Below are 15,978 nucleotides of genomic sequence, written 5' to 3' on the forward strand. Positions count from 1 at the left end.
GCTCAGCCTTCCAGGAGCCGCCGGTAGGCCGCCCAGCCGTGGAGCTTGACCCGCTCGCCGCGGTCCAGCTGCACCGCCTGTTCGGCCTCGGCGGTGTCGATGCGCAGCCAGTCGCGGTAGTCGCTGTGCGCGACGCCCCGCTCGTCCAGCAGCTCCTCCAGCGGAACCAGGTCCGGAGCCGCCGCGCGCAGCGCCCCGGCGTCCTCCAGCAGGGAGCGCACGGTCGCCGCGGCGTCGGACTTGTTGGTGCCGATCACCCCGGTGGCGCCCCGCTTGATCCACCCGGCCACGTAGTCCCCCCCGACCACGCGGCCCTCGGCGTCCAGGACCCGGCCCCGCTCCTGGGGCACGGTGCGCCGCTCGGGGTCGAAGGGCACCCCCGGCAGCGGGACGCCCGCGTACCCGACCGAGCGCAGCACCATTCCGGCGGGCAGGTCGGTGGTGTGCCCGGTGCCCGCCAGACGGCCCTCGGCGTCCAGGCGGGTGGACTCCACCCGCACCCCGCTCACCCGGTCCGTGCCCAGGACCCGCTGGGGCCGCGCCCAGAAGTGCAGCCGGACGGCGCGGGGCCGCCCCCGGGGTTCGCGGGCGGCGTGCTCGCGCAGCAGTCTGAGGTTGGTCCGCGCGGCGCGGGCGACCTCCCTCAGCTCGGGACCGCCGGCTCCCACGGCCGTGGGGTCGATGTCGACCTGCTCGGGGCGCACGACCACGTCGGCGCCGGGCAGGGCGAGCAGGTCGCGCAGCTCGGGCGCGGTGAACCTGGCCTGGAGCGGTCCGCGGCGGGAGAGCAGGTGCACGGTCCGCACCCGGCTGGCGGCGAGCGCGTCCAGGACCGGCTGCGGAATGTCGGTGTGGCGCAGTTCGTCGGCGGTCTTGGCCAGGATCCGGGCCACGTCCAGGGCGACGTTGCCCGCCCCGACCACCACGACCTCCTCCGCGTCCAGGACGAAGCGCTCCAGCTCGGTGTCGGGGTGGCCGCAGTACCAGTTGACGAAGTCGGTGGCGGCGACGCTGCCGGGCAGGTCCTCCCCCGGCACGCCCATGCGCCGGTCCACACTGGCCCCGGTGGCGTAGACGACGGCGTGGTGGGTACGGGCCAGGTCGGCGCGGGTGAGGTCGGCGCCGAACTCGACCCCGCCCACGAAGCGCACGTCCGGATGCTCCAGGATCCTGCGCAGGGACCGGGCCACGCCCTTGATCTTGACGTGGTCGGGGGCGACGCCGTAGCGCACCAGTCCGTACGGGGTGGGCAGGCGGTCCATGACGTCGACCCGGACGGGGACGCGCCGCTGCCGGGTGAGGGCGTCCGCGGCGTAGACGCCCGCCGGCCCGGAGCCGATCACGGCCACCCGGAGCGGTCCGGACTGCTGCTCAGGTTCGGGAGAGGTCATGGGGCCATTCTGGCAGCCCGGAGCGGTGCGCCGGGCTGCCGTCGTCCCCCGCCGTCCCCGGGGGGACGGGCTCAGGCGGTCTCGTCGGCGAGTTCGGTCGCGGCGGCGTCGGTGTGCCGCGAGACCGTCTCGGTGAGACTGCGGGACAGCTCCTGGGGCGTGAGGCCCTGCTCGCGCAGGATGCTGTCGCGCTTGGCGTGGTCCAGGAACTCCTGGGCGATGCCGAAGGTGCGCACCGGGACGTCGACGTCGTGGTCGCGCAGCAGGCGGGCCACGGCGTCGCCGACCCCGCCGGTGCGGCCGTTGTCCTCGATGACCGCCACGACGCTGTGCGCTGCGGCCTCGGCCACCAGGGCGGGGTCCAGCGGTTTGACCCACAGCGGGTCGACGACGGTGACGCCCAGCCCCTGGGCGGCCATGCGGTCGGCGACCTCGCAGGCGGTCTGGGCCATGGTGCCCACGCCCACGATGAGCAGGTCCCGGGAGTGCCCCTGGTCGGCGGCGCGGCGCAGCAGGTCCATGGAGCCGAGCCTGCCCACGGCGTCCACCTGCTCGGCCACCGCGCCCTTGGGGTAGCGCACGACGGTGGGGGCGTCCTCCACGGCCACGGCCTCGCGAACCAGGGAGCGCAGGCGCTCGGCGTCGCGCGGCGCGGCCAGGCGCAGGCCGGGGACCACCTGCAGGATGGACATGTCCCACATGCCGTTGTGGCTGGCGCCGTCGTTGCCGGTGATCCCGGCGCGGTCCAGGCAGAAGGTCACGCCCTGGCGGTGCAGGGCGGCGTCCATGAGCACCTGGTCGAAACAGCGGTTGAGGAAGGTGGCGTAGACGGCCACGACCGGGTGCAGGCCGTTCATGGCCATGCCGGTGGCCGAGGTCGCGGCGTGCTGCTCGGCGATGCCCACGTCGAAGACGCGGTCGGGGTAGGCCTCGGCGAACTTGTTGAGCCCGGTGGGGTGGAGCATGGCGGCGGTGATGGCCACCACGTCCGGGCGCTCGGCGCCGATCTCCACCATGGTGTCGGCGAAGACGGAGGTCCACTTGACGGCCTTGGAGCCGGGCTTGGCCTGGCCGGTGGCCACGTCGAAGGGGCCGGGGGCGTGGAACTGGTCCTCGTCGTGGTTCTCGGCCGGGGCGTAGCCCTTGCCCTTCTGGGTGATGCAGTGCACGATGACCGGGCCGCCGAAGTCGCGGGCGCGCCGCAGGGCCTTCTCCAGGGCCTGCTCGTCGTGTCCGTCGATGGGGCCGAGGTACTTCAGCCCCAGGTCCTCGAACATCATCTGCGGCTGGATGGCGTCCTTGAGGCCCTTCTTGATGCCGTGCAGGGCCTCGTAGAGGGGCTGGCCGACCACGGGGGTGCGGTTGAGGGTGGTCTTGGCCAGGTCCAGGGCCTGCTCGTAGCCGGGGGCCATGCGCAGGGAGGCCAGGTGGTCGGCGAGCCCGCCCATGGTGGGCGAGTAGGAGCGGCCGTTGTCGTTGACCACGACGACCAGGCGGCGGTCCCTGCGCTCGGCGATGTTGTTGAGCGCCTCCCAGGCCATGCCGCCGGTGAGGGCTCCGTCGCCGATGACCGCGACCACGGTGCGGTCCGTGCGGCCCTGGACCTCGTTGGCCTTGGCCATGCCGTCGGCGTAGGACAGGGCGGTGGAGGCGTGGGAGTTCTCGATGAAGTCGTGCTCGGACTCGGCGCGCGAGGGGTAGCCGGAGAGTCCGCCCTCGGACTTGAGGTTGGTGAAGTCGTGCCTGCCGGTGAGGATCTTGTGCGCGTAGGCCTGGTGGCCCGTGTCGAAGAGGATGGGGTCCTTGGGGGAGTCGAAGACCCGGTGCAGCGCGATGGTCAGCTCGACGACGCCGAGGCTGGGGCCCAGGTGCCCGCCGGTCTGGGAGCAGGAATCGATCAGGAACTCCCGGATCTCCTGTGCCAGCGCAGGGAGCCGGTCGGCCGGGAGCCTCTTGAGCGCCTCCGGATTGTGCATCGACTCGAACAGTGCCACTGTCTCGTCAGTCCCCTCGTCCAGCGTGTCCGTTGCGTTCGCCCTACCCGGCCCCTGACGTGGGACGGACTTGGCTACCGGCAGGTATACATACCCGAGTTTATGGGCCTACGTCCACGGGTCCCGCCCGGCCCCGTCCGGGGCCGCGGGCAGGAGCCTTCCCGGGGCGGGACCGCCACCACACCGGGCACACCCCGGTTTCCGCGTACATTACTCGCTTCCCGGAGCACTTCATCCGAGGACGGCCTGCGTGAGCAGGCCCAGCGCGGAGGCGGAGACGACGCAGAGCATGGCCGCCCGCAGCCAGGCGGCGTTGACCCGGCGGCGCAGCGCGGTTCCCAGCAGGAAGCCCGCGCCCACGAAGGGCGCGGCCGAGGCCCCGACCACCGCGGTCCGCGCGTCCATCTGCCCGCCCAGGGCCAGCGCGGCCAGGGAGACCGCCCCTCCGAGGAGGAAGAACGCGGCCAGCGTGGCCCGGACCCTGGCGGGCTCCTCGTACTGGTACAGCAGGGCCATGGGAGGGCCCCCGACGGAGGTCGCGGTGCCCGCGAACCCGGACAGGGCCCCGGCCGCCACCAGTGAGACCGGTGTGAGGCGCACCCGCAGCGACCAGACCGACAGGGCCACGGCCACGAGCACCATGGCCCCGACCGCTCCGGCCAGGGCCCGGGGCTCCAGCACCGCGACCACCCACACGCCCAGGACGGTCCCGGGCAGGCGCGCGGGCAGTCCCCAGGCGATGCCGCGCCAGTCCACGTGGCGCCACTCCTGGAGCAGGGTGAGCACCGGCAGGACGATCACGGTCACGAGCAGCGCCCCGGGCATGAGCGTGGGGTCGAGCAGGGAGACGACGGGGGCGGCGACCAGTCCGAGGCCGAGCCCGACGGTGCTCTGCACGACGGCCCCGCAGACCAGCGCGAGCGCGCCGACCAGGACGAACGGCCACAGGTCCGCTCCGGTGAGCACTCCGTGGCCGGAGGGCGCGAAGTACTCCCCCAGGCGGAGGGCCGTGGAGGGGAGCGCGGGGGCGGCGAGTTCGACGGGCACGGTCCGCGACGCTATATCCCCACTCTTCCGGTCGGTTTCGGGAGATAGGAGGACGGGACGAACACCGACGAACGTGGGAACCGCCCGGCCCGGCGCACGGGGCGCCGGGCCGGGCGGAACGGGCGGGGACGGCGGGGAGAGGGCGCCGTCGGACCGCCGGCCTTGGTCAGGCCCCGCCCCGGGCGTGGGTCTTGCGACCGCGGCGGGAGGCGGCGTCCAGGATCACCGCGATCAGCAAAACCGCGGCGGTGATCATGAAGCGGACGGACGTGGACATCTGGAGCAGCAGCAGGCCGGAGGCGATCGCGCCCAGAACCAGGCCGCCCAGGAGGGCGGAGTAGGCGTTGCCACGGCCGCCGAAGAGGCTGGTGCCGCCGATGACCGCCGCGGCGATGGCCATCATGAGTTCCTCACCGCCACCGGTGGACACACTCGCGGCGAAGTTGCGCGAGGTGAGGATGATGCCGCCCAGCGCGGCGAGGGTGGAGGCGATGCCGAACACCGAGATGCGGATCCAGTCCACGTTGATCCCAGCGCGGCGGGCGGCCTCGGCGTTGCCGCCGACGGCGTAGACCATGCGCCCGTAACGGGTCTTGCGCAGGACCAGGTCGAGCACGACGACGAAGCCCACGAAGATCAGGAAGGCCAGCGGCACGCCCTTGTACTGGTTGAGCACCCACACCCCGCCCAGGATCGGCAGGGCGAGCAGGACCGCGCGGAACAGGATCTCCACCGGAGGCTTGTAGGGCAGGCCCGCCTGGCGGCGGCGGCGCTCCACCACGGCCACCGACACCACGTACAGCGCCAGTGCCAGACCCGCGATCGCCCAGCCCATGAACGGCACGAAGAAGGTCTGGGTCAGTAGCGCGATCGCCCCGTTGGGGCTGGTGTTGATGGTTCCGTCGGCACCCATCAGGTACAGGTGCAGGCCCTGCCAGCCCAGGAGGCCCGCGAGGGTGACCACGAAGGCCGGGACTCCCAGTTTGGCGAAGACGAAGCCGTGCAGCAGGCCGACCAGCAGGCCCATACCCAGTGCGGCCGCGATCGCCGCCGGCTCAGGAAGGCCCTGCTTGACGGCCAGGACCGCCAGGACCGCGGCGGACAGTCCGGCGACCGAGCCGATGGACAGGTCGATCTCGCCCAGCAGCAGGACCATGATCACGCCGGTGGTCATCAGGCCGATGGCGGCGATCTGCACGGACAGGTTGGACAGGTTCTGCGGCGACAGGAACCGGTCGTTGGCCGACTGGAAGACGACGGCGATCAGGATCAGGCCGAGGATCACCGGCATCGCGCCCAGCTCACCGCCGCGGACGTTGCGCTTGAACGCCTCCAGCCAGCCCTTGGGCGAGGCCACCGTCGCCAGCAGCCGCGGATCGCGCCTGGGTCCGGCGGGCTCGGCCCCGCCCGGGGCGGGCGCCTTGGAAACGGGGGTCTGCTGGGTCATCACTTGTCCTCCGTGGCCAGGGCCGAGGTACCGGTGCGCTCGGAGCGACGGCTGACCGGGTTGTCGGCGGCACCGGTGATGGCGGCCACGATCTCCTCGTAGCTGGTCTCCGCGATGGGGAAGTTACCGGCGTTGCGGCCCAGCCGCAGCACCACGGCACGGTCGGCGACGGCGCGTACGTCGGCCATGTTGTGGCTGATCAGCAGCACGCCCAGGCCCTGGTCGCGCAGGCGCTCGATGAGGTCGAGGACCTGGGCGGTCTGGGCGACGCCCAGGGCGGCCGTGGGCTCGTCGAGCATCACCACGCGCGGCTGCCCCAGGAGCGAGCGGGCGATGGCGATGATCTGGCGCTGGCCGCCGGAGAGCGAGGCGACCGGGACGCGCAGGCTGGGGATGCGCACGGACAGCGAGTCCAGCAGGTCCATGGCCCGGCTCTCCATCTCGACCTCGTCGAGGGTGCCGGGGAAGTGCAGTTTCTCGTTGCCCAGGAAGAGGTTGCCGACGATGTCCAGGTTGTCGCACAGGGCGAGATCCTGGTAGATCGTGGCGATCCCGAGCCGCTGGGCGTCGGCGGGGCTGGAGATGCTGACTGGCTTGCCGTCCCACGTGATGACTCCGCCGCTGTCGGCGGGGTGGGCTCCGGAGATGACCTTGACCAGCGTGGACTTGCCGGCGCCGTTGTCACCCAGCAGGGCGACGACCTCGCCCTCGCCGACGTGGAAGTCGACGTCGCTGAGGGCGCGCACCGCGCCGAAGGTCTTGGAGATCCCGGACAGTTCCAGGACTGGTGTGCTCATGCGTTCGATTCTCTTCTCTCCTCCCGTTCCGGGGCGGGCGGCCAGCGGATGGCCTCCCGCCCCGGAACGGGCCGTCACACCGGCTCTAGAGGGCTTCCTGGCAGAACTCGGTGTCGGCGTAGTCGTCGGTGCAGATCTCCTCGATGCTGTAGATCCCGTCCGAGACGACCGTGTCGCCGACGTTGTCCTTGGTGACCGCGATCGGCTCCAGCAGGACCGCCTGGACGGTCTCGCCCGCGGCGTCCTCCACCTCGGTGAGGGAGTACTCGCCCAGCTGGGGGTCCTCACCGGTGGCCAGGGAGACCGCCATGGCGGCGGCGACCTGGGCCTCGGGCTGGATGGCCTTGTAGACGGTCATGTACTGCTCACCCGCGATGATGCGCTGGATGCCCGCGAGCTCGGCGTCCTGACCGGTCACCGGAGGCAGATCCTTCACGGACACACCCGCGCTGCGCAGCGCGGAGATGACGCCGGAGGCGATGCCGTCGTTGGCCGCGTAGACACCGATGATCTCGTCCAGGCCCAGGGAGGTGATAGCGCCCTCCATCTGGGAGTTGGCCTCGTCGGGCGACCAGTTCGGGGTGTCGAACTCCTGGCCGATCTCCACCTGACCGTCGAAGATCTCGTGGGCGCCCGCCTTGAAGCTGCCGGCGTTGGGATCGGTGGGAGAGCCGTTCATCATGACGATCTGGCCCTCGCCCGCGGTGCCCTCCTTCTCCATGGCCGCGATCAGGGCCTCGGCCTGGACCTGGCCGACGCGGTGGTTGTCGAAGGAGACGTACATGTCCACGCCGCCCTCGGCGAGGCGGTCGTAGGCGATCACCGGAACGCCCTGGGACCGGGCCTCGTTGACGGTTCCGGCCGAGGCGGCGGCGTCGACGGCGTCCAGGACGAGCACGTCCACCCCGTCGGTCAGCATGGCCTGGGCCTGGGTCTGCTGCTCGTCCACGTCGCCGTCGGCGTTGGCGTAGGACAGCTCGCAGTTCGGGCAGAGCTCGTTGAGCTCCTCCTCGAAGAAGGGCCGGTCGAAGGCCTCGTAGCGGGCCGTGTGCAGGTCGGGCAGGAGGAGGCCGACGTGGAAGCCCTCCTCGACGGTGTGGGTCTCGCGCTCGGCGTCCTCACCGGTGTTGGTGAGCGACCCGCACCCGGAGACGAGCAGGGCAAGGGCGGCTCCGACCGCGGCGAAGCCGCCGACAGCCGTGCGGCGTGCTGTGAAGCGTCGTGTGTTCAACGCGAGGTGCCTCTCATGACGGGGGATGTGATCTGTGGAACTCGCGAGTGGTGGAGTGAAGTCAAACCCCGACGCCACCTTGTCGTCAACTCCTGAACACATAACCGAAACATCACGGAGCTTGGATTCAGGACTTAAAATCACTGAAAACACTGGCCAGAGCGGGATCCCGAGGTGTGACCTCGTGTGAAGACACTGCGATTTTTACCGAACCGTGCCGTCGCTCCAGCGCTGACCTCGGTGTTCGTCCTCGTTCCAGCCTACGCGCGAAGCCGACCCCCGGGTGGGACACCCGCCGCCCCGCCTGCTTCGCGGGCACGGAACCGGAACGGGACACCCCGGACCCGGTACGGACGGTCATCACCACGGGTGCCCGGGTGAAGGTCGGCGCCGGAGCCGGGTTCCGGGCGGCTCAGTTCGCGTACCGGGCCGCCAGTCGCAGCGCGCCGTACAGGCTCGCGTCCCGGCCCAGCGCGCTCCGCACCAGTTCGAGCCGCTCCAGCGCACTGCCCAGCGAGCCCAGCTCCATCGCCCGGCGCATCGGGTCCAGCAGCAGTTCGCCCGCCTCGGCCAGGTCCCCGCCCACGATCACCCGCTCGGGGTTGAACAGGTTGGCCACGATCGCGGTGCCCTGCCCCAGGGCGGTACCCGCCTCGGCGATGATGCGCCGGCTGCCCGGGTCGCCCTCCAGCGCCGCGGCCACCATGTCGGGGATCCGCACGGGCCCGGACGCGCGGGCCGCACCGGGGTTGGACGGCAGCATGTCCAGCAGGTAGTTGGCGCCCACGAAGGTCTCCAGGCACCCCCGGTTACCGCACCGGCACACCTGTCCGCGCGGGTCCAGCGCGATGTGCCCGATCTCTCCGGCGGTGCCGCCCGCGCCGCGGAAGAGCTGGCCCGACATCATGATGCCCGCGCCCACGCCCTCGCTGATGACCACGTACACGACGTGCTCGGCGCCCATCCCGGCGCCCTGGTGCTGCTCGGCCAGCACGGCGAGGTTGGCGTCGTTCTCGGCGTGGACCTCCAGGCCCAGCCGTTCGGTGAGCGCCTTGGCGGGGCGGAAGCCCGCCCAGCGCGGCACGCAGGAGATGTGGCCGACCTCGCCGGTGCCGGGGTCGACCGGCCCGGGCACGGAGGCCACGACCGAGGAGACCGTGCCCATGTCGATCCGCGCCCGCACCATCGTGGTCTCGACCAGCCAGGCGGCGCGGCGCACGCCGCGCTCGGCGTCGGCGGCCACGTCGTAGGCGATCCGCTCGCTGGCCAGCATGTTGCCGTCGCTGTCCCCGATCGCGACGCCGACGCGGTCGGCGGTGAAGTCGACGGCCACGACGGCGCCCGGCGGGCGCAGCAGGGTGACCGCCCGGGCCCGGCGGCCGTTGGAGGAGGTGTCGCGCACCGAGACGGTCCCGGCGGCGCGCAGGCCGCGCACGATGTTGGAGACGCTGGCCGCGGACAGGCCGGTGGCCCGGGCCAGTTCTGCCTGGGTGCAGGTTCCGTCCCGGCGCAGCACGTCCACGACCCGCCGTTCGTTCGCCTGGCGCAGGGCGGACTGGGATCCCGGCGTCGTGGTGGCCTCGGTCACCGGCTGCCCCTTTGTCTCGATGGCCTCTCGGCGCGTCGGCACTGTCCCGAAAAATGCTACAAGGATTGAACACAAGCCGGAACGCCGTGTCGGTCGCGTTAGGGTCCGAACGTGGCCAGAGCACGTATCAGCACCGTCGGCCCCGGGTGGCCGGAACGCCTGGCGCGCGAGGTTCCCGCGCGCCCGGACACGCGCGTCGTGGCCGTCGAGGGGCGTTCTGGCGCGGGCAAGAGCACGGTGGCCGCACGGCTGCGCGCGGCGCTGGCCGCGCGGGGCGAGGCGGTCCGCGTGCTGACCATGGAAGACCTCTACCCCGGGTGGGAGGGCTTGGCCGAGGCCCCGGAGCTGCTGCGCGCGTGGGTGCTGGACCCCCTGCGCCGGGGGGAACGCGCGGCCTGGCGGCGCTACGACTGGGAGCGCGGCGCCTTCGCGCGGGAGTGGACCCGCCTACCCGGGGACGTGGCGGCGGGCGGGGTGCTCGTGGTGGAGGGGACGGGCTCGGGGGCGGCCGCCGTGCGCGGCCTCCTCGATCTCCTGGTGTGGGTGGCCGCGGACGACGGCGAGCGCCTCCGGCGTCTGGACCGCCGGTGGGACGCGGGGCTCTACGCGCCCCACCGCGACCTGTGGGCGCGCCAGGAGGAGTTCCTCCACCGCGGGGACCGCGTCCGCGAGCACGCCGACGTGGTGGTGGACAACCCGGCCCCCTGACCGGCCGCCCCGCCGGCGGGGCGGTCAGTCGCCGCTCCGCGCCGGGGCGGGCACGCCTCGGACGAACCCCGCGATCCGGTCGATGACCGCGCCGTCCGTGAGGATCCGGTTGTGGCCCAGGCCCGAGGTGGTGACCAGCCGCGCCGGCCCGCCGAGGGCGGCCAGGGTCAGCCTGGCCTGCTCCACCGGGACGCGCGCGTCGTCGACGTCGTGCACGAGCAGGGCGGGCCGGGTCACCGTGCCGGGCGCGTGGGTGGTCGAGAAGCGCTCCCACACGGACGGGTCCCCGCCGAAGTGGTGCCGCTCGACCGATCGGCGCAGGGCCCGGACGGCGCGCGGACCGAGACCGAGGGCCGCGGTGAACTCCTCGGTGGTGGTGCCCAGTTCGGCTACCCCCGCCACCAGGACCAGGCGGTCCGCGCGCACGCCCTCGCGCAGGGCGTGCACGGCGCCGGCCGCGCCCAGGGAGTGGGCGATGACGGCGTGGAAGCGTCCGTGGCGCTCCTGGAGGCGGCGGATGATCTCCACCGCGTCGGGCACCATGCCGACGGGTCCGGGTGTCGCGCCGTGTCCGGGGGCGTCCCAGGACACGGCGCTGTAGCCCAGGTCGAGCAGGCGCCGGACCAGGGGGGCGAAGCGGGAGGCGCGTGAGGCCCAGCCGTGGACGAGCAGCACGGGACGCACCCCGTCGCCCCAGGCGTAGGTCGCCACGTCCCAGCGCCCCGCCCGCAGGGTCTCCGTCCGGGCCCGCTCGTGCATGTCGCGGTCGGCCTCGGCCACGGGCCGGGGCGCACCCGGCCGGGACCACATACGGCGCAGCAGGGCTCCGACCGGTCGCGGGGCCACCGGGGCCAGGGTGTTCAGGGCCGCGCCGACGAGGGGGAGGGTGTGCATGGCTGTCTCTCTTCCGCGTGGTGACCACGCCAGAAAACTAAACGAACGATCGTATTATTTGTTGGTCCCGGAGCCCCGGTCAAGTGCGTCTAGTCTGTTGCCACGGGCGACCGACCGTTCGGATACCACGACCAGGGAACCCCGGGAGCACGACCATGACGACCCAGACCGACGGCAGGCTGCAACGGGGCGACCAGACCCGCCGCGCCGTGCTGGACCGCGCCGCAAACATCGCCTCGGCGGAGGGCCTGGAGGGTCTGTCCCTCGGTCGGCTGGCCAAGGAGCTGGGCATCAGCAAGAGCGGCGTGTTCGCCCACTTCGGGTCCAAGGAGGAGCTGCAGTTGGCCACCATCGAGGCCGGACGGCGCGTCTTCGTCCGCCACGTGGTGCGCGGAGCGCTGGGAGTTCGCCCCGGTGTGGGGCGGCTGTGGCGGCTGTGCCAGGACTGGATCGACTACTCCCGGGAACGGGTGTTCACGGGCGGGTGCCTCTTCTACACCGTCACCGCGGAGTACGAGTCCCGGCCCGGACGGATCCGCGACACACTGGTGGACGCCAACCGGCGGTGGCGGGAGCTGGTCGCGCACACCGTCGAGGACGCCCGGCAGCTGGGCGAACTCTCCCCCGACGCCGACCCCGCGCTGCTCTCCTTCGAGCTGCGCTCGTTCCTGGAGAGCGCCAACTCGCTCTCCCTGCTGGAGGAGGACCTGGAGACCCCCTACGCCGCGGCGCGCGCCGCCATCGTCGCGCGGCTGGACGCCCTGGTCACACCGGGAACCCCGCGGCCCTGGGCCGACCATGGCTGAGGGGCCGCCCGGACACCGCGGAGACCGGGCGGTCCGGCACCGCGCGGCGGAGGGTCAGGGCCCGCAGATCTCGCGGGCGCGGCGCAGGTCGCGGTGGATGCGCTCGACCCCGGCGGTCAGCTGCGGCAGCTGGGCGGCCGAGGAGTTGAGCTCCTGGTAGCGCAGGTTGCGCCGGACCTGGTTGCCGGAGGTGATGCGCACGGTGGCCTCCAGGAGCACCGTTCCGAGGAGGCCGAGCACGCCCACGGCGACGAACAGGGCCGCCAGCGTCCCGTCAACGCCCTGCATGGCCAGCTCGACCACGAACGCGGCGGGCAGGCCCAGGATCGCGAGGCGGGAGATCCGCAGGGCCAGCAGCAGGCGGTCCTGGAGCAGGACCCGCCGCCGCAGCGCCTCGTACTCGGTGCTGGCCTTGGTGTGCCGCCCCTCCCAGTGCCGACGCTGCTCGGCCAGGGTCCGCAGTGCGGGCAGCGCGCCGTAGACCACGGCGGCGTACCCGGCGTTGACGGGAGCCGGGGCGTCCAGCACGCGCCTCCAGAGAATGGCCACCCACTCCCCCACCCCCGGGTCGCCGCCGTCACCGGGGGCGACGAGCCGTTCGGGGTGCAGCAGGAAGGCCAGGATGAGGGCGGTGCTGACGCTGACGTTCGTGCCGCGCCAGCCCTCCAGCTCGGTGCTCAGCTGCTCCCGCAGGGCGTTGGCGGAGCGCTCGGCCTCCTCCAGGCTGTCGGCCAGGCGCATCAGCTCGGCCGCGTCCGCACCGTGGTGGGCGCCCATGATCCGCAGCACGCTCGGCCGCGCCATGAGAACCATCTCGTTGGACAGGGGCGCGCCGGTGAGCAGGGGGCGCGGGTCGGTGAACATCTCACCGAGTTCGGCCACGGTGGCGCCCCGGCCGCGGAAGATCGGCGGCAGGTCGGGGCGCAGCTGGGAGATGAAGGAGGCCAGCGCCAGGTTGGCGTCGTTGTTGACGTGGCCCCGGAACAGGGAGCGGTCCACGGTGGTGTCGCCGAGGTCGTTGACCAGCCAGGCGCCCAGGGCGGCCCGCTGATCCGTGCTGTTGAAGACCTGGACGGCGGCCGTCCAGTTCTGCTGCATGGACTCGGCGAGGTCCCGCGGGTCGGTGAAGCGCACGCCGAGGAAGTGGTAGGGCGGAACTCCGGAGCGGTGCGTCGGCGCCGGGAGCCCACCACCGGTCGGCCCCGCGACGGGGGCCGGGAAGGAGGGCGTCGGGGCGGGCGGCCCTCCGGTGACGGGGACGCCGCCCGGCGGTGCCATGCGCGTGTAGGAGCGGGTCGGATCCACGCCGGGGACCGCGTTCGCGCCCGCCTGCGGGGACGCCACGCGGGTGGGGGCCAGGCCCGCCGCCGGGGCGACCGCGATCGGGTCCGCACCGGCCGGGGCGGGTGCCCAGGCGGCGCCTTGGGCCGCGGTGCCCTCGGCTGGGGCGCTGATCAGCAGGTTGAGCAGGGTGGAGGCGTCGGGGCGCAGCCCGGGGTCCTTGGACAGGCAGGAGCGGACGATCCCGGCCAGCGGCTCGGACAGGTCCCCCAAATCGGGCTCCCCGCTGAGGATCCGGGCGATGCGGGAGGCCTGGGTGGGGCCGGAGAAGGCCTCGCGCCCGGTCGCGGCGTAGACCATCACCGAGCCCCAGGAGAAGATGTCCACCGCCGAGGTGAGCCGCATGCCCTCCAACTGCTCGGGGGCCATGTAGCCGATGGTGCCCACCACTCCGCTGGCGGTGACCGAGGTGGCCTCCACCGCCCGGGCGATACCGAAGTCGATCACCCTCGGCCCGTCCGGGGCCAGCATGATGTTGTCGGGCTTGAGGTCGCGGTGCACGACCCCGGCGGCGTGGATCGCGGCCAGGGCGGTGGCGGTGGAGACGGCCAGCCGGTGCAGTTCGACCCCGCGGCGCGGCCCCTCCTTGGCCACCGCCGCCTGAAGGGTGGGGCCGTCGATGAACTCCGTGGCGATCCACGGTTCGTCGGCCAGGGGGTCGGCGTCCAGGATGGCCGCGATGCAGAAGCCGCTCACCCGCTGGGCCTGCTCCACCTCGGTGGTGAAGCGGCGGCGCATCTCCGGGTCCCCCGCCCAGCTCGCGTGCAGGATCTTGACCGCCGCGCGGCTGCCGTCGGGCGCCTCGCCGAGGAACACCTCGCCGAAGCCGCCGCGGCCCAGCGTCTTCACCAGGCGGTAGTTCCCCGCCGTGCGGACCGCGGACCGGCCCGTCGCGCCGCCGTCCCTCCGGCCGTCCACGTCCTCCACCGGTTCACCCCGTATCCGTCGTCGTCCGCTTCCCCCCGCGGCCCATGACGGGCCCGGAGGAACTATAGCCACGTTTCGGCCGCTACGGATCCGGGGGTGTGGGCATGCCCCGAAGCCGCCGCCCTCCCGCCCGGATCCGAGCGGAGGGAAGGTCAGCGGCCGGACGGACCCACCCGGTGGTCCCCTCGCTGGATCCGCTCGACGAGGTCGTCGGTGAGCGTGCCGTAACCGGTCGCGGCCCACACGCTGTGCTCGACGGGCAGGGCCACGGGCCGCGTGCGGTCGCGGGCGGTCCGGGCGCACGCGGCGCCCGGATCGAGCGCGTGCCGCCGGCTCCCCTCCGGCCTGTCAGGGGCGGCCGCGCACCGCGACGCGCAGGTGCGCCACGCCCCGAGGAGCCTGTCGCGTTGGGCCACCGGGCGTGGGGCGGCCGCGATCGCGGTGGGGGACCCGGACTTCCAGCAGGAGAAGTCCCGGGAGAAGCACGGGCGCCGCAGGCGGTTCCGCACGCTCGTCAGCGGTATGCACCCACCGCCCGGGGCACGGCGTCGGGCTGGAGGAGCACGCCGAGGCCGTCCCGGCCGTCCGGTCGGCGGGGGCGGGCAGGAGGGGCGCGGAACCGGGGGCGGGTAAGGCCGGGCATGCGCTGAGGATATCCAGCATTTACCCACAAAACGGAAATTATCGCCTTTTAGGACATCGTCGGGAAGCGGGAGCGTTCACCTCCCGCGCGACACGCCGTCTCCCCTGGCGGGATCCGGGGATAGCGCTCCGGGGGCCGCCCACGGAAAACGCCGTTCGGTTCCCCTCCCCCCGATTTTGTCGTTCGCTCATCGGCGTGGTGTTCCTTCTTTCCCTGGCTCCGGCGCAGGCTGGACACCGGGGACGAGGTCGGGCGGTCCAGCGCCTTCGCATCTCGCGGACGGATCCCACACGGGACCGACCGGTACAGCCACTCCCCGGGAACAGCTTTGAAGGGAACCCACCGTCATGCAGAAGAAGACTCTTCGCCGCTTCGCGTTCACGGCCATCGCGGCGCCCGCGCTCGCACTCGGGGCCCCGGCCCTGGCCTCGGCGGACGCCTTCTACTACACGGAAGCCAACGGAGCCGGGCCCAAGGGCGCGTTCAGCTACGAGCTGGGAGCCTTCGCCGGTGACGGCGGCGCCTGGTTCTACGAGTCCTGGAGCCACGCCGGCCACGGCGGCGCCCACTCCTCGACCACGGTGAGCGGCGCCAGCTAGCGCCCCGGGCACACGGGAGCCCGCGTGTGGCTCCGCTCCCCGCAATGCCGGGTGATACGGGGACCGGAGTCCTCCCCCCGGCCCGGGGCCGGGGAGGTCCTCAGGCGGAGGGGGTGCCGTTCGAGGGCTCCGCGAAGGCCTTGAAGCGCTTCAGGTCGCCCTTGACGCGGGCCTTGACCAGGCCGAGCTTGTCACCGAGCTGCTCCACCAGGCCCTCCGGCACGGTCTGGACCTGCAGGGTGATCCTGCTGCGCGTGTCCGACAGGTGGTGGAAGGTCACCACGCCCGCGTGGGTCGTGCCGTCCGTGGTCTTCCAGGCGATCCGCTCACCGGGGACCTGCTCGGTGACCACGGCCTCGAACTCCCGCTCCTGGCCACCGATCTCGATGGTCCAGACCATGCGGCCCTCACCGGTGCGGACGACCTTCTCGACCCCCTCCATGAAGGCCGGGAACTCCTCGAACCTGGTCCACTGCGCGTAGGCGGCGGTGACCGGGACGTCGACCTCGATCGTCTCGATGATGTCCGACATCGGTACGGCTCCTTCCCTCGTCTGACGCTGGTG

The 15,978-nt window shown here is 72.9% G+C and carries 13 protein-coding genes; 3 read left to right on the forward strand and 10 right to left on the reverse strand.

Going from position 1 to position 15,978, the window contains the following annotated elements:
• Positions 1–2: 2 nt before the first annotated feature.
• From FYW95_RS07595 to FYW95_RS07625, 7 genes are all read right to left on the reverse strand, one after another.
• Positions 3–1,391, reverse strand: a complete 1,389-nt coding sequence (locus FYW95_RS07595; protein WP_159943806.1) for an FAD-dependent oxidoreductase — start codon at positions 1,389–1,391, stop codon at positions 3–5.
• A gap of 71 nt (positions 1,392–1,462) precedes the next feature.
• Complete coding sequence (dxs, locus tag FYW95_RS07600; RefSeq protein WP_159943805.1) at positions 1,463–3,385, reverse strand: 1-deoxy-D-xylulose-5-phosphate synthase; 1,923 nt, start codon at positions 3,383–3,385, stop codon at positions 1,463–1,465.
• Positions 3,386–3,616: 231 nt separating this feature from the next.
• Positions 3,617–4,432, reverse strand: coding sequence for a sulfite exporter TauE/SafE family protein (locus tag FYW95_RS07605; RefSeq protein ID WP_370462408.1), 816 nt, complete (start codon positions 4,430–4,432; stop codon positions 3,617–3,619).
• Positions 4,433–4,598: 166 nt separating this feature from the next.
• Positions 4,599–5,879, reverse strand: coding sequence for a sugar ABC transporter permease (locus tag FYW95_RS07610; protein WP_159943804.1), 1,281 nt, complete (start codon positions 5,877–5,879; stop codon positions 4,599–4,601).
• Positions 5,879–6,676, reverse strand: a complete 798-nt coding sequence (locus FYW95_RS07615; protein ID WP_159943803.1) for an ATP-binding cassette domain-containing protein — start codon at positions 6,674–6,676, stop codon at positions 5,879–5,881. The genes FYW95_RS07610 and FYW95_RS07615 overlap by 1 nt, the downstream gene beginning before the upstream one ends.
• An 85-nt stretch (positions 6,677–6,761) precedes the next feature.
• Positions 6,762–7,907, reverse strand: a complete 1,146-nt coding sequence (locus FYW95_RS07620) for an ABC transporter substrate-binding protein (RefSeq protein ID WP_159943802.1) — start codon at positions 7,905–7,907, stop codon at positions 6,762–6,764.
• A gap of 412 nt (positions 7,908–8,319) precedes the next feature.
• Positions 8,320–9,495 (reverse strand): ROK family transcriptional regulator, encoded by a 1,176-nt coding sequence (locus tag FYW95_RS07625; RefSeq protein WP_159943801.1) that lies wholly within the window; start codon positions 9,493–9,495, stop codon positions 8,320–8,322.
• A gap of 111 nt (positions 9,496–9,606) precedes the next feature.
• Here FYW95_RS07625 and FYW95_RS07630 point away from each other — a divergent pair, with 111 nt between their 5' ends.
• Complete coding sequence (locus tag FYW95_RS07630) at positions 9,607–10,203, forward strand: uridine kinase family protein (RefSeq protein ID WP_159943800.1); 597 nt, start codon at positions 9,607–9,609, stop codon at positions 10,201–10,203.
• Between the two features lie 24 nt (positions 10,204–10,227).
• Here FYW95_RS07630 and FYW95_RS07635 read toward each other — a convergent pair whose 3' ends face one another.
• Positions 10,228–11,097, reverse strand: a complete 870-nt coding sequence (locus FYW95_RS07635; RefSeq protein WP_159943799.1) for an alpha/beta hydrolase — start codon at positions 11,095–11,097, stop codon at positions 10,228–10,230.
• A gap of 155 nt (positions 11,098–11,252) precedes the next feature.
• Between FYW95_RS07635 and FYW95_RS07640 the strand changes: the two genes are divergently transcribed.
• The gene (locus FYW95_RS07640; protein ID WP_159943798.1) at positions 11,253–11,903 is read left to right on the forward strand and encodes a TetR/AcrR family transcriptional regulator; all 651 of its coding nucleotides are present in this window, start codon (positions 11,253–11,255) and stop codon (positions 11,901–11,903) included.
• Between the two features lie 54 nt (positions 11,904–11,957).
• On the opposite strand, the gene FYW95_RS07645 is transcribed toward FYW95_RS07640, so the two are convergent.
• Positions 11,958–14,171 (reverse strand): serine/threonine protein kinase, encoded by a 2,214-nt coding sequence (locus FYW95_RS07645; RefSeq protein ID WP_159943797.1) that lies wholly within the window; start codon positions 14,169–14,171, stop codon positions 11,958–11,960.
• A gap of 990 nt (positions 14,172–15,161) precedes the next feature.
• On the opposite strand from FYW95_RS07645, the gene FYW95_RS07650 reads away from it, so the two are divergent.
• On the forward strand, positions 15,162–15,413 hold the full coding sequence (locus tag FYW95_RS07650) for a hypothetical protein (protein WP_159943796.1): 252 nt from the start codon (positions 15,162–15,164) through the stop codon (positions 15,411–15,413).
• A gap of 100 nt (positions 15,414–15,513) precedes the next feature.
• Here FYW95_RS07650 and FYW95_RS07655 read toward each other — a convergent pair whose 3' ends face one another.
• A complete protein-coding gene (locus FYW95_RS07655) occupies positions 15,514–15,945 on the reverse strand; it encodes an SRPBCC family protein (protein WP_159943795.1) in 432 nt (143 codons plus the stop codon).
• Between the last annotated feature and the right edge of the window lie 33 nt (positions 15,946–15,978).

It is taken from the genome of Nocardiopsis sp. FR4, from assembly GCF_009830945.1.
GTDB lineage: Bacteria > Actinomycetota > Actinomycetes > Streptosporangiales > Streptosporangiaceae > Nocardiopsis.

What these genes read in the sequence shown, in the direction of transcription:
- FYW95_RS07595 (WP_159943806.1), bottom strand. Translation starts at nt 1,391, where the DNA reads ATGACCTCTCCCGAACCTGAGCAGCAGTCCGGACCGCTCCGGGTGGCC.
- FYW95_RS07655 (WP_159943795.1), bottom strand. Translation starts at nt 15,945, where the DNA reads ATGTCGGACATCATCGAGACGATCGAGGTCGACGTCCCGGTCACCGCC.
- FYW95_RS07615 (WP_159943803.1), bottom strand. Translation starts at nt 6,676, where the DNA reads ATGAGCACACCAGTCCTGGAACTGTCCGGGATCTCCAAGACCTTCGGC.
- FYW95_RS07640 (WP_159943798.1), top strand. Translation starts at nt 11,253, where the DNA reads ATGACGACCCAGACCGACGGCAGGCTGCAACGGGGCGACCAGACCCGC.
- FYW95_RS07610 (WP_159943804.1), bottom strand. Translation starts at nt 5,879, where the DNA reads ATGACCCAGCAGACCCCCGTTTCCAAGGCGCCCGCCCCGGGCGGGGCC.
- FYW95_RS07650 (WP_159943796.1), top strand. Translation starts at nt 15,162, where the DNA reads ATGCAGAAGAAGACTCTTCGCCGCTTCGCGTTCACGGCCATCGCGGCG.
- FYW95_RS07635 (WP_159943799.1), bottom strand. Translation starts at nt 11,097, where the DNA reads ATGCACACCCTCCCCCTCGTCGGCGCGGCCCTGAACACCCTGGCCCCG.